At 71.2% G+C, this 12,592-nt stretch carries 10 protein-coding genes; 5 read left to right on the plus strand and 5 right to left on the minus strand.

What is annotated here, in order from left to right:
- Nucleotides 1-15: 15 nt before the first annotated feature.
- The 3 genes from prfB to pruA form a co-directional block, all read right to left on the minus strand.
- Nucleotides 16-1,137, minus strand: a complete 1,122-nt coding sequence (gene prfB, locus OG598_RS21850; protein WP_328650851.1) for a peptide chain release factor 2 — start codon at nucleotides 1,135-1,137, stop codon at nucleotides 16-18.
- A 64-nt stretch (nucleotides 1,138-1,201) separates the two neighbouring features.
- Entirely contained in the window at nucleotides 1,202-1,717 is a 516-nt protein-coding gene (locus tag OG598_RS21855; RefSeq protein WP_091393967.1) for a PadR family transcriptional regulator, read from the minus strand.
- A gap of 177 nt (nucleotides 1,718-1,894) precedes the next feature.
- Nucleotides 1,895-3,523 carry an L-glutamate gamma-semialdehyde dehydrogenase gene (pruA, locus tag OG598_RS21860; protein ID WP_328650852.1) on the minus strand — a complete coding sequence of 543 codons (1,629 nt, stop codon included), beginning with the start codon at nucleotides 3,521-3,523 and terminating at the stop codon, nucleotides 1,895-1,897.
- A gap of 291 nt (nucleotides 3,524-3,814) precedes the next feature.
- Here pruA and OG598_RS21865 point away from each other — a divergent pair, with 291 nt between their 5' ends.
- Entirely contained in the window at nucleotides 3,815-4,948 is a 1,134-nt protein-coding gene (locus OG598_RS21865; protein WP_328650853.1) for a hypothetical protein, read from the plus strand.
- A 142-nt stretch (nucleotides 4,949-5,090) separates the two neighbouring features.
- Here OG598_RS21865 and OG598_RS21870 read toward each other — a convergent pair whose 3' ends face one another.
- The gene (locus OG598_RS21870; RefSeq protein WP_328650854.1) at nucleotides 5,091-5,600 is read right to left on the minus strand and encodes a DUF6912 family protein; all 510 of its coding nucleotides are present in this window, start codon (nucleotides 5,598-5,600) and stop codon (nucleotides 5,091-5,093) included.
- 215 nt (nucleotides 5,601-5,815) lie between these two features.
- Between OG598_RS21870 and OG598_RS21875 the strand changes: the two genes are divergently transcribed.
- Together OG598_RS21875 and OG598_RS21880 are read left to right on the plus strand one after the other, a co-directional pair.
- Nucleotides 5,816-6,043 (plus strand): helix-turn-helix domain-containing protein, encoded by a 228-nt coding sequence (locus OG598_RS21875; RefSeq protein ID WP_030490852.1) that lies wholly within the window; start codon nucleotides 5,816-5,818, stop codon nucleotides 6,041-6,043.
- Between the two features lie 397 nt (nucleotides 6,044-6,440).
- A complete protein-coding gene (locus OG598_RS21880) occupies nucleotides 6,441-7,037 on the plus strand; it encodes an Rv3235 family protein (protein ID WP_328650855.1) in 597 nt (198 codons plus the stop codon).
- A gap of 152 nt (nucleotides 7,038-7,189) precedes the next feature.
- Here the strand turns inward: OG598_RS21880 and secA are convergent, their stop codons facing one another.
- Nucleotides 7,190-10,117 carry a preprotein translocase subunit SecA gene (gene secA / locus OG598_RS21885; RefSeq protein WP_328650856.1) on the minus strand — a complete coding sequence of 976 codons (2,928 nt, stop codon included), beginning with the start codon at nucleotides 10,115-10,117 and terminating at the stop codon, nucleotides 7,190-7,192.
- 168 nt (nucleotides 10,118-10,285) lie between these two features.
- Here secA and OG598_RS21890 point away from each other — a divergent pair, with 168 nt between their 5' ends.
- Both OG598_RS21890 and OG598_RS21895 read left to right on the plus strand, forming a co-directional pair.
- Nucleotides 10,286-11,437, plus strand: a complete 1,152-nt coding sequence (locus OG598_RS21890; RefSeq protein WP_328650857.1) for a GNAT family N-acetyltransferase — start codon at nucleotides 10,286-10,288, stop codon at nucleotides 11,435-11,437.
- Nucleotides 11,434-12,546 carry a GNAT family N-acetyltransferase gene (locus tag OG598_RS21895; protein ID WP_328650858.1) on the plus strand — a complete coding sequence of 371 codons (1,113 nt, stop codon included), beginning with the start codon at nucleotides 11,434-11,436 and terminating at the stop codon, nucleotides 12,544-12,546. Before OG598_RS21890 ends, OG598_RS21895 begins: the two co-directional genes overlap by 4 nt.
- Nucleotides 12,547-12,592 lie beyond the last annotated feature (46 nt).

Raw genomic sequence — 12,592 nt, forward strand, 5'->3', positions numbered from 1 at the left:
TCCGCCCGCGCGCCGTCACGCACCGTCGCCGGCGATCTGCCGCTGCTTACGCCAGCGGATGCCCGCCTCGATGAAACCGTCCAACTCGCCGTCGAAGACCGCGCTCGGATTGCCGGTCTCCTGCTCGGTTCGGAGATCCTTCACCATCTGATACGGGTGCAGGACGTAGGAGCGCATCTGGTCGCCCCACGAGCTCGTGCCGCCGCTCTTGAGGCCGGCCATCTTCTCTTCCTCCTCCTGGCGCTTGCGCTCCAGCAGTCGGGCCTGGAGCACCCGCAGCGCGGAGGCCTTGTTCTGCAACTGGGACTTCTCGTTCTGGCAGGTCACCACGATGCCGGTCGGGATGTGCGTCAGGCGCACCGCCGAGTCGGTGGTGTTGACGCTCTGCCCACCCGGCCCGGAGGAGCGGTAGACGTCGACCCGAACCTCGTTCTCCGGGATGTCGATGTGGTCGGTCTGCTCGGTGACCGGCAGAACCTCGACGCCCGCGAAGCTGGTCTGCCGACGACCCTGGTTGTCGAACGGGCTGATCCGGACCAGGCGGTGCGTGCCCGACTCGACGCTGAGCGTGCCGTACGCGTACGGCACCTTGACCGCGAAGGTGGCCGACTTCAGGCCCGCCTCCTCGGCGTACGAGGTCTCGTAGACCTCGGTCGGGTAGCCGTGCCGCTCGGCCCACCGCAGGTACATCCGCAGCAGCATCTCGGCGAAGTCCGCGGCGTCCACGCCACCCGCGCCGGCCCGGATGGCGACCAGCGCCTCCCGGGAGTCGTACTCGCCGGAGAGCAGGGTGCGGACCTCCATCTCCTGGATGGCCTTGGTCAGCCCGGTGATCTCCGACTCGACCTCGGTCAGCACACCCGGGTCGGCCTCGGCCTCGGCCAGCTCCAGCAGCACCTGGGCGTCGTCGAGCCCGGACCGCAGGCTGCCCAACTTGCTGATCTCGCCGTTGACGTACGACAGCTGCGAGGTCACCTGCTGAGCCTTGGCCTGGTCGTCCCACAGGTCGGGGGCGGAGGCCTCCTGCTCCAGGCGGGCCTTGTCCTCGTGGAGCCGGTCGAGGTTGAGGACGGCCTCGATGTTTCGCAGGGTCGCGTCGAGTTCCTTGAGCTGTTCGGCGTAATCGGCAGCGGTCACGACAGACAAGCGTACTGTGCCGGGAGCGGAGCAGCTCGTTCCCTATGCGCGAACCTGCTGACCGTCACCCGACGGGGGCGGACTTCAACCACGACAGGGCCGCCCGGTGGTAGGCCACGGCGAACTCCAGCGCGCTGGCGTCGTACGTCTCGCCGTCCCGTTTGGCGTTCTTCACCTGCTCCCGGACCTGGGCGAGGGCCTCGGTGTGGTATTCGTTTGCCGAGGCGTACAGGCCCTTGAGCTGGCTGGCGGAGTGCAGGTTGCCGAAGGCCATCCGGAGCGCTATCGGGTTGCGGATGGTGTCCCGACCCGGGTTCTCCGCGAGCCAGCGGGAAAACGTCCGTTTTCCGCTGGCGGTGAGTGCATAGGGCTGGCTCATCCGCGGGCCCGGCTTGCCGAGCCGCACGAAACCCCGCTCAGCCAGCACCGGCAACTCGCGGTACACCTGACTGCGGGTCATCGACCAGTACGGCGCCAGACGGCGCTCAGCGGCGGCCATCAACTGACCGCCTGTCATCGGGCCCTCGTGGAGGAGGCCGAGCAGGGCCGCCGCCGTAGGGTTGACTCCGGAATCCGCCATGGCCACTACGCTGCCACTTTGCGCACCCGGCGTCCAGGATTTGCCGGTTTGCCACCCGACAGGACTTCCTAAGTGCACTGTCGGCGGCAGACTGTCCGTTGAGGACTATCGATGGATTGTCACATTCCGGGCGTCCGCCGGCGGCGCCCACGCGCGCCGCCGGCGGGTCGTCGCCGGTCAGCCCATGTGCGGGTACGTGTGGTCGGTCGGCGGCACGAAGGTCTCCTTGATCGTCCGCGGGGAGACCCAGCGGACCAGGTTCAGCCAGGAGCCGGCCTTGTCGTTGGTGCCGCTGGCGCGGGCGCCACCGAAGGGCTGCTGCCCGACCACGGCGCCGGTCGGCTTGTCGTTGATGTAGAAGTTGCCGGCCGCGTACCGCATGCGCTCGCCGACCGACTCGACGACCCGACGGTCGGTGGCGAACACCGAGCCGGTCAGCGCGTACGGGGCGATCGACTCCGCCTGCGCGACGACCTCGTCGAAGCGGGCGTCGTCGAACACGTGCACGCCCAGGATCGGCCCGAAGTACTCGGTGGTGAAGGTCTCGTGGGCGGCGTCGCCGCACTCGAAGAGCGTCGGTCGCACGAAGTAGCCGACCGAGTCGTCGGCGGTGCCACCGGCCAGCACCCGGCAACTGTCGTCACCGGCGATCAGCTCCAGCGCGGCGGTGTGCCGGGCGAACGCCTTGTCGTCGATCACCGCGCCGCCGAAGTTGCCGAAGTCGGCCACGTCACCGTAGGACAGCGAGTCTGCGGTGGCAGCCAGCCGGTCCCGCAGCCCACCCTCCCAGATCGAGCGCGGCACGTACGCCCGCGAGGCCGCCGAGCACTTCTGGCCCTGGTACTCGTACGCGCCACGGATCAGCGCGGTGTGCAGCGCGTCCACGTCGGCGCTGGTGTGCGCGACGACGAAGTCCTTGCCGCCGGTCTCGCCGACCAGGCGCGGGTAGCCCCGGTAACGGGAGATGTTGTCGCCCACGGTCCGCCACAACTGCTGGAAGACCTTCGTCGAACCGGTGAAGTGGATGCCGGCCAGATCCGGGTCGGCGAGCACGACGTCCGAGACCTCCTCGCCCCGGCCGGTGACCATGTTGATCACGCCGGGCGGCAGGCCGGCCGCCTCGAACAGCCGCATGGTGAAGTGCGCGGCGAACTGCTGGGTCGGGCCCGGCTTCCAGACCACTGTGTTGCCCAGCAGGGCCGGCGCCGACGGCAGGTTGCCGGCGATGGCGGTGAAGTTGAACGGGGTGACCGCGTAGACGAAGCCCTCCAGCGGGCGGTGGTCGAAGCGGTTCCAGACGCCGGGCGAGGACGCCGGCTGCTCCTCGAGCAGGCGACGCGCGAAGTGCACGTTGAACCGCAGGAAGTCGATGAACTCGCACGCTGCGTCGATCTCCGCCTGGATCGCGGTCTTCGACTGGCCGAGCATGGTGGCGGCGTTGAGCGTGTCCCGCCAGGGACCGGCGAGCAGCTCGGCGGCGCGCAGGAAGATCGCGGCGCGCTCCTCGAAGGGCAGCGCCCGCCACATCGGCGCGGCGTCCTTGGCCGCCTTGGTCGCGGCGCGCGCGTCGTCGTGGGTGGCGTGCGCGGTCACCCCCAGCACGTGGGCGTGCTTGTGCGGCTGCACCACGTTGATCGGGTCACCGCCGGCCATCCGCTGCTCACCGCCGATGGCCATCGGCAGGTCGATGCGCTCGGCGGCGAGCTCGGTCAGCCGCCGCTGGAGCCGGTCCCGGTCGGGGCTGCCCGGCTCGTAGTTGCGAACCGGCTCGTTGCGCGGCTCGGGAACGGAGAACACGGCATCCATCAAGGCTCCTGGCGATCTCGACAGCAGTGGCGAAACCGGACCCGCGGGCACCGACCGGATGGCCGGACACCGGACGCCGCACGGGAGGCCGAGCAGCGGCGGGACCTCCCCTGATTCTCCCATGACGGGCCGCACGACCCACCTCCGCCACCGCCCTGCGCCAAGGACCGCCCCACCCCTCCTGTCCTTACCGACCGGTCTCGATCCGTCCCGCTGTCCCGGGGCGACAGGCAGCCCAGCGGGCCCGCGTACCCTGAATGGTCGGTGACCTGCCGCCTCGAAGGGGAGACGATGACCAAGCAGCCCGGCCGCGTCCCGGCCGCCGAGTCGGACGAGCCGGTGGTCGACGCGGCCAGCGCCGGCAGTCGGCCGCTGCCCGCCCCCGGCGCCGCAGTGCTCGCGCTGCTGGCGCTCGGTTGGTTGGCCGCCATGCTCTGGTCCACCCGGGAGGCCATCACCTCTGCGGCGGCCGGGGTCACCGCGATCAGCCTCTCCGCGTTCGCCCTGCCCGGCGTGATCTCGGCCGCGCTGGTGGCCGGCGCTGCCGTTGCGCTGGCCGGTGGCAACCTGCTGGCCCGCAGGTACGGCGACTGGGCCACCCTGCGCTTCGCCGGGGCGATCGGCGGCGGAATGCTTGTCGGGCTCGCTGCCGCGGTGGCCATCAACCTCACCTACTTCGACACGTCCACCACCAACGTGATCGCCGGCACCACGGCTGCCGCGGCGATCATCGGGGGCGCGCTGGCCGGCGCGCGGACCGCCCCGGCGATCGGCGCTGTGGTCACCGCCGCGCTGGGCACGCTGATCTTCGTGGTCGCGTTCAGCCGCGCCCGGGACCCGCTGTTCGACCTCTTCGGCTCCGGCGACAGCCAGGAATCTTTGATCAACGCAGCCAAGTGGGTGTCCCGTACCGAATCGCTCGTCGCCGGGCTGCTCGCCGGGCTACTGGCCTTCGGCTACCTGACCTGGGCACGGCGTCGAGCCGTCCGCCGCGACCCGGAGGCCCCGGCGCTGCGCTGGCCGGCGTACCTGCTCGCCGGCGCCGGGCCGGGGCTCCTCCTGCTGCTCGCCGAAGTGATCATCAGGGTTGGCGGCCGGTCGCTGCTCGACCTTGCCAGCGCGCTCAGCGAGGCGGACGCGGTAGCGCAGACCTCGCTGGGCACCTCGCGGGTGGACAACGGCATCTGGGTCCTCTTCGTGGGGGCCCTGACCGCGCTCATCGCGTTCGGCCGCACGCTCAGCCCGGCCCACATCGACGACGACGAACCCGCCCACGTCCCGAACCCCGTCGCGGACCAGGTCGACCCGGCGGACGACAAGCCGGGCTACGCCAAGGCGTTCGACACCGACCCGGCCGAGACGGTCGACGGCGACACAACCGAAGCGGCCGACGCGGACCCGGCGAAGGCCGATCCGGCTCGCTGACGCCTCACCGGGGCGCCAGCGTTCGGCTCAGGCGGCCGGGCCCGGTGTTCGGCGCTTGGAGCCGGTGTTCGGCGTTTGGGCCCGGTGTTCGGCGCTTGGGGCCGGTGTTCGCCTCCGGCTGCTGCCGGGGGTGGCGTCCGGCTCAGTCGGTCGCGCCTAGCAGCTGATCCAGCTCCGTCACGTCGTACCACTCCAGCTCGTGGTCCTCGGCGCCGTCGACTGTGAACTGGGCGTCCGGGTCACCAGCCGCCGCCTCGGTCACCACGTCGGCCGCCGCGCCGACCTCCTCGGCCGCGTCCGTGCCGTCCACGTGGATGGCCGCGACGGCGCCCACCGGCACGGCGTCGGCCAACGACACAGTGCTGGAGCCCAACTCACCGTCGCCACGCCCGATCGCTGCCGACGGCAGGTCGACCGAGACGACGACGCGACGGCGGGGAGCGGTCGGGTCGGCCCGGAGCAGGTGCAGGGCGTCCTGGGCAGCCCGGGTGAAGGCGACGTACTCCAACTCCTCCTCGTCACCCTCGGCGTACCACTCGCGCAGCGCCGGGGTCACGGCGTGCGCCTGGTCGGCGGCCAGCCCCTCCGCACGCAGCCGGGCCAGCATCGGTACGGTCGCCGGCACGTACACCCGGACAAGCTCGTCGGTCACCTGTCGTCTCCCCGCGTCGTCCTCCACCGGCGGCCGCCGGCACGGGCGCAGATCATGCCGCACGCCGTGACCGTCATACACCCCGCCTCCGCCCGGAGGAAGCTCCCAGCCGGTGTGTCCCGCGTGGTCGACCCCGCCCCGACCCGGTCCGGTGCTGGGCGGCGAGGGCTGTCGGTGGCAAACTGAGCCAAACGACATCAACCCCGGGAGTTTCTGTGGAGCCGAGGTTCCTGCTGCTCTCCGACGTGGCCGCCGAGCTCAACGTGTCGGACTCGCAGGTCTACCACATGGTGCGCAGCGGCGAACTGCCGGCGATCAAGATCGGCGGACGCGGCCAGTGGCGCGTCGAGCGCGCCCGGCTGGAGGAGTACATAGCGCGCAAATATGACGAGACGGCAGACTGGGTGCAGAGCAACCCGCTCGTCGACCGCGACCCCGAGTAGCAAAGCCCGGCCCGGCCCGGCCGGCCTGCCCTGCCCTGCCCGGGCTGCCCCGCCCGCCCGGCCTGCCCTGCCCCGCCCGGCGCGCCCCGGCCCGCCCGACCTGGCCTGCCCCGCCCGGCCTGCCCCGGCCCGCCTGACTGCCTGGGCCGCCTGACTGCCTGGACCGCCTGACCTGGCGCGTCCGCCCGTCCGTCCGTCCGTCCCGGGGCATGATCCACTCGGCTTTGCGGAAGTCGGGGTGTTGGGGCCGCAGAGACCCCCCGATATCAAGGAACCCGAGTGGATCATGCCGCGCGACGGACGGAAGCTGCTGCGAAGCCATTGACCGAGGCCGTTCCGACGCCCAGAATTGAACTTGTCGGAGGCAAACGAAGGCAAACGCAAGATCAAGGGGGCCATGATGAGCGGAGCGCGACCCGGTCCTTCCCGACCAACAGTGCGACTGCGCCCCGTCCCGCCCTTCGACCCGCCGTACCTCGACGAGGCCGACGGGTCGTACTGGCCGGCGCCGACCGACGGCCAACTCGCCCTCGACCTGTTCGCCTCCACCCGGCCCAGCCCGGTCCGGCCGCCGGAGCGGCGAGCAGCCCTGCGCCCGGTGCCCAGCAGATCCACCACCACCCACCCGGTTGCGTCGTTGCCGCCGTCGACCGCACCGGAAACCACCCGAGCCGCGCACCGCTTCGTCGGCACCTGCCTGGAGGTGGTCAACGGCTACCGCTCGCCGGCCCAGGTGCGCGCGCTGCTCGACCCGGCCCGAGCGGGCGACCTGCTGACCGAACTCGCCCGCGCTTCCGGCCGGGCCGGGACAACCCGCCGCCGCAGCGGCCGGGCACTGGTCCGGCTGCTACGCCTGCGGGTCTGTGAGCCCCGGGAGGCCACGGTGGAGGCGGCAGCCGTCCTCACCGGCACGGGCGGCCGAAGTTGGGCGATGGCCCTGCGCCTCGAACATCGCCGGGGCCGCTGGCTCTGCGTTGCCCTGCACGTGCTCTGACCCCACCTGCCCCGATCGCCGGCGAGGCTCAAGAGACACCGAGCTCAAGAGACACCGGGCTCAAGAGACACCGGGCTCAAGAGACACCGACGGGCCCCGGCCTGGTCGGCCGGGACCCGTCGGTCAGACGCTGTCTGTGCTGCTGCTGTTTGTCAGTTGCCGCCGTTGGGGGCACCGTGGCAGCGCTTGTACTTGCGGCCCGAGCCACACGGGCACGGCGCGTTGCGGGACGGGCCGTTGCTCGCCTCCGCCTGGTTCGGTGCCGGCCGACGGGCGGCGGCCGACGGGACTGCCGGGCCACGCAGCCCGGATGCCGGCCGCTGCGGGGCGGACGGCGCGCTCTGCCCCGGTGCCGCCGGAGCACCCGGAGCCGGTCGGCCTACACCGAGCGCCGGGGCCTGCTGCTCGGCCTGCTCCACGGCGACCGCGCCCGGGCTGGCCTCACCGTCGATGGTGGGGGCGGAGTATTGCAGGCCCTGCCGCCGCGGTGCCTGGTTGAGGCCCTTGGCCCGGATCTCGACCGGCTTGTCGAGCAGGGTGACCTCGTCGGCCCCCTCCTCCGGCTCCGGTTCGGTCACCTGGACGTCGACGTTGTAGAGGAAACCGACGGTCTCCTCCTTGATGCCGTCCATCATGGTGGCGAACATGTCGAAGCCCTCGCGCTGGTATTCCACCACCGGGTCGCGCTGGGCGTACGCCCGGAGGTTGATGCCCTCCTGGAGGTAGTCCATCTCGTAGAGGTGCTCGCGCCACTTGCGGTCGATGACCTGGAGCAGCACCATCCGCTCGAGCTGGCGCACCCCCTCGGTGCCGAGCTGCTCCTCACGCCTGTCGTACGCGGCGTTGGCGTCCTCCTTGAGGCGGGCGACCAGGAAGTCGGCGTCCATGCCGGCCCGGGAGCCACCGGCCTCCTCTTCCAACTCCTCGATCGTCACGCCGACCGGGTAGAGCTGCTTGAGGCTGGACCAGAGCTGCTCGAGGTCCCAGTCTTCGCCGTAGCCGTCGGAGGTGGCGCCCCGCACGTACGCCTCGACGGTGTCGTCGATCATGTTGCGGACCTGGTCGGAGAGGTCTTCACCGTTGAGCACCCGGAGCCGCTCGGCGTAGACGACCTGGCGCTGCTTGTTGAGCACCTCGTCGTACTTGAGCACGTTCTTGCGGATCTCGGCGTTCTGGCCTTCGATCTGGGCCTGGGCGCTCTTGATCTGCCGGGTGACCATCTTCGACTCGATGGGCACGTCCTCCGGGATGTTGAAGCGCTCCATCACCGCCTCGACCGCTCCAGCCCGGAAGCGCCGCATCAGCTCGTCCTGAAGGGACAGGTAGAAACGGGACTCGCCCGGGTCGCCCTGCCGGCCGGCGCGACCACGCAGCTGGTTGTCGATCCGCCGGGACTCGTGCCGCTCGGTGCCCAGCACGTAGAGGCCGCCGGCGGCCGAGACCTCATCCGCCTCGGCGTCGCAGGCCTGCTTCCAGGTGGGAAGGACCTCCTCCATCGCCTTGGCGTACTCTTCCTCGTTCTCCAGCGGGTCGAGGCCGCGCTGGCGCAGCTCGTTCGCGGCGAGGAACTCGGCGTTGCCGCCGAGCAGGATGTCGGTGCCGCGGCCGGCCATGTTGGTCGCCACGGTGACCGCGCCCTTACGCCCGGCCTGGGCGACGATCTCGGCCTCCCGGGCGTGGAACTTGGCGTTCAGCACGTTGTGCGGGATGCCACGGCGGCGCAGCAACTGGGAGAGGATCTCGGAGTTTTCCACCGAGACGGTGCCCACCAGCACCGGCTGACCCATCTGGTGCCGCTCGGCGATGTCCTCGATGACGGCGTTGAACTTGGCCTTTTCCGTCTTGTAGATGACGTCCGGCCGGTCCTCGCGAACCATCGGGCGGTGGGTCGGGATGGTCACGACGCCGACCTTGTAGACCTTGTTGAACTCGCTCGCCTCGGTCTGCGCCGTACCGGTCATCCCGGACAGCTTCTCGTAGAGGCGGAAGTAGTTCTGGAGGGTGATCGTGGCCAGGGTCTGGTTCTCCTGCTTGATCTCCACCCCCTCCTTGGCCTCGATCGCCTGGTGCATCCCCTCGTTGTAGCGACGGCCGTGCAGGATGCGACCGGTGAACTCGTCGACGATCAGGACCTCACCGTCGCTGACGATGTAGTCCTTGTCGCGCTTGTAGAGCTCCTTGGCCTTGATGGCGTTGTTGAGGTAGCCGACCAGCGGGGTGTTCACCGACTCGTACAGGTTGTCGATGCCGAGCCGGTCCTCGACCTTGGCGACACCCCGCTCGGTCACCGCGATGGTGCGCTTGGAGTGGTCGACCTCGTAGTCGCCCTCACCGTCGGTGCCGGGCTGGAGCCGGGCCACCACGCCGGCGAACTCGCCGTACCAGCGGGCGGAGTGCTCGGCCGGGCCGGAGATGATCAGCGGGGTGCGGGCCTCGTCGATCAGGATGGAGTCGACCTCGTCGACCACCGCGAAGTTGTGCCCGCGCTGAACCAGCTCTTCCTTCGACCAGGCCATGTTGTCGCGCAGGTAGTCGAAGCCGAACTCGTTGTTGGTGCCGTAGGTGATGTCGCACTCGTAGGCGGCCTTGTGCTCGGTGGCCGGCCGGTTGGGCAGCACCACGCCGACGGTCAGCCCGAGGAACTCGTGCACCCGGCCCATCCACGCCGCGTCACGCTGGGCGAGGTAGTCGTTCACCGTGATCACGTGAACGCCCTTGCCGGAGAGCGCGTTGAGGTAGACGGCCATGACCGAGGTCAGCGTCTTGCCCTCACCGGTCTTCATCTCGGCGATGTTGCCGAAGTGCAGCGCCGCGCCGCCCATCACCTGGACGTCGTACGGGCGCTGGCCGAGCACCCTGGCGGCCGCCTCGCGGGCCACCGCGAACGCCTCCGGCAGCAGGTCGTCGAGAGTCTCACCCTCGTCGAGCCGCTCCCGGAACTGTTCGGTCATGCCGGCCAGTTCCTCGTCGGTGAGGTTGACGTAGTCGTCCTCGATTGAGCTGACGGCGGCGGCGATGGCCTTGAGCCGTCGCACCATGCGGCCCTCGCCCGCGTTAAGGACCTTTTCCAGAATCGACACGGATCAACGCTCCCCTAGACAGTCTCGAACCATCGTAGGCGCTCCATCGGCCCGATGGTCACTGGTGGCGGTGCTCGACCCCGCCGAACCCGACATAACTCGCGTCCAGCACACGCTCCAAACGTTATCCGGTTACGCCGTCGGCGAACGCTACGGCAGGATGCACGAGTGGAGCCCGTGGAGATCATCGAGGACGGCGTGCTGCTGCGGCCCTGGCGGGAGGCGGACGCCGAGGCCGTGCACCGAGCCTGCCAGGACCCGGACATTCAGCGTTGGACCACCGTACCGCGCCCGTACCGGCCGGAACACGCCCACGGATTTGTCACCGAGATGAGCCGGAAGGCCTGGGCCGAGGGCACCGGGGCACCGTTCGCGGTCTGTGACCCGGACACCGGGGAGCTGCTGGGTTCCAGCGGGCTCATCTCGATCGACAAGGACGGCACCGGTGAGATCGGCTACTGGTCGGCGCCCTGGGCGCGTGGTCGGGGCGTGATGGTCCGGGCCACCCGGGCGGTGGCCCGCTGGTCCTTCGACACCCTCGGGCTTCGTCGGCTCATCTGGCAGGCCGAGGTGGGCAACCACGCCTCCCGGCTGGTGGCCCTCCGGGCCGGTTTCCGGATCGACGGCAGGTTACGACTGGCCAACCCGGCGCTGTCCGGCAGCGCGGACGGCTGGATCGGCTCGTTGCTGCCCGGCGAGGTACCGGCCGCCGGCTCGACCGGTCCGGCCGGACCGGGCACCCTCGCCGCCCGGCGGGCTGCCGTCTTCGGCCGCCCGCAGCCCGTTCTGTTCGCCGAGACCGGGGCCGGCGAGCTGCGGCTGCGGCCCATGGAGGAGAAGGACCTGGACGCCGTGGTGCAGACCTGCCGGGACCCGGAGAGCATCCGCTGGACGACAGTGCCGGACCCGTACGAGCGCGCCGACGCGCAGGGCTACCTGGCGTACGGCCGGGACGCCTGGGCTCGGGGGGACGCCGCCTGCTTCGTGATCGCCGACTCCGACGATCGGTACGCGGGCACGCTCGACCTGCGGCTCTCCCCCGCCGACCCGCTGGTGGCCGACGTCGGCTTCATGACCGCGCCGGCGGCCCGGGGCCGGGGCTACCTGCCCGCCGCGCTGGTAGCGGTCAGCGCCTGGGGCTTCAGCACGTTGGGACTGGCGCGGATCGAGTGGAAGGCGAATGTGGGCAACACCGCCTCCCGCCGGGCGGCCGAGAAGGCGGGCTTCCTGATCGAGGGGATTGCCCGGGGCGGCGTGCAGCACCGGGGCGAGAGGGTGGACGTGTGGGTCGGGGCGCTTCTCGCGAAGGATCTGGGATGAATCTGCTGCCGATCGTCGAGGCACCCGGGGTGCGGCTGCGCCCGTTTCGCGCGGAGGACGGCGCCGACGTGGTCGACGGCTGCGCGGACCCGCTCACTCAACGGTTCCTGTCGAACCTGCCGACGCCGTACACCGCTACCGACGCCCGCTGGTGGATCGACGTCGGCGCCCCGGCGGCCTGGACCGGCGGCGGCACCGCGTACGCCGTCGCGGACCCCGCTACCGATCGGCTGCTCGGCGCGGTGGGATTGAACAACCCGGTGCCCGCCCGGGGCCAGCTGGAGATCGGCTACTGGATGCGACCGGCGGCGCGCGGTCGCGGGCTGGCCGCCGCGGCGACCCGCGCGCTGAGCGAGCACGCGTTCTCCGCCGGGGCGGCCCGACTGGAGCTGCTCACCGAACCGGAGAACGGTCCGAGCCAGCGGGTCGCGCTGGCCGCCGGCTTCCGCTACGAGGGTCTGCGCCGGTCGGCCGGTGCGTCCCGGGACGCGGGCCGGCACGACCTGCTGGCCTGGGTACGCGTCGCGGGTGATCCGCCCGGCCCGGCCGCCCGGGTGCTGCCCGACCTGCCCGGCGGGGTGCTCACCGACGAGGTGGTGGCGCTGCGCCCACTCGGGCCGGACGACGCGGCGCTGATGTACCGGCTGCACAGCCGACCCGAGGTGGTGGCGAACCAGGCGCCGCCGGTGCCGCCGACGCGCGAGGCGATGGAGCGGCGTTGTCGTCTCGCGCAGAGCGGCTGGCTCACCGGCGAGATCGCCCGGCTGCTGATCACTGACGTGGCCAGCGGCGAGCCGGTGGGCAGTTGCGGCTTGTCGTACACCGATGTGGCCGCCGGCGAGGCGTCGGTGGGCTACGCGTTGCTGCCGGAGTGGCGCGGCCGGGGGTACGCGACGCGGGCGGTCCGGCTGCTCGCGGAGTGGGCGTTCGGCGCGGCCGGTGTCGCCCGGCTGTCGGCCGGCACGGTGCCGGACAACACCGCGTCGCACCGGGTGCTGGAGCGGGTCGGTTTTCGGCGCGAGGCCCTTCAGCGCGGCCGGCTGCCCGGGCTGGCCGGCGCCCGCCTGGACGACCTGACCTTCGCGCTGCTCCCCGCCGACGTCCGCTGACGGATCATGGAGTTGCGGTGGGTGTTCTCCCACCGCAACTCCATGA

Origin of the sequence: Micromonospora sp. NBC_00330, from assembly GCF_036136635.1 — a bacterium.
Taxonomy (GTDB): domain Bacteria; phylum Actinomycetota; class Actinomycetes; order Mycobacteriales; family Micromonosporaceae; genus Micromonospora; species Micromonospora salmantinae.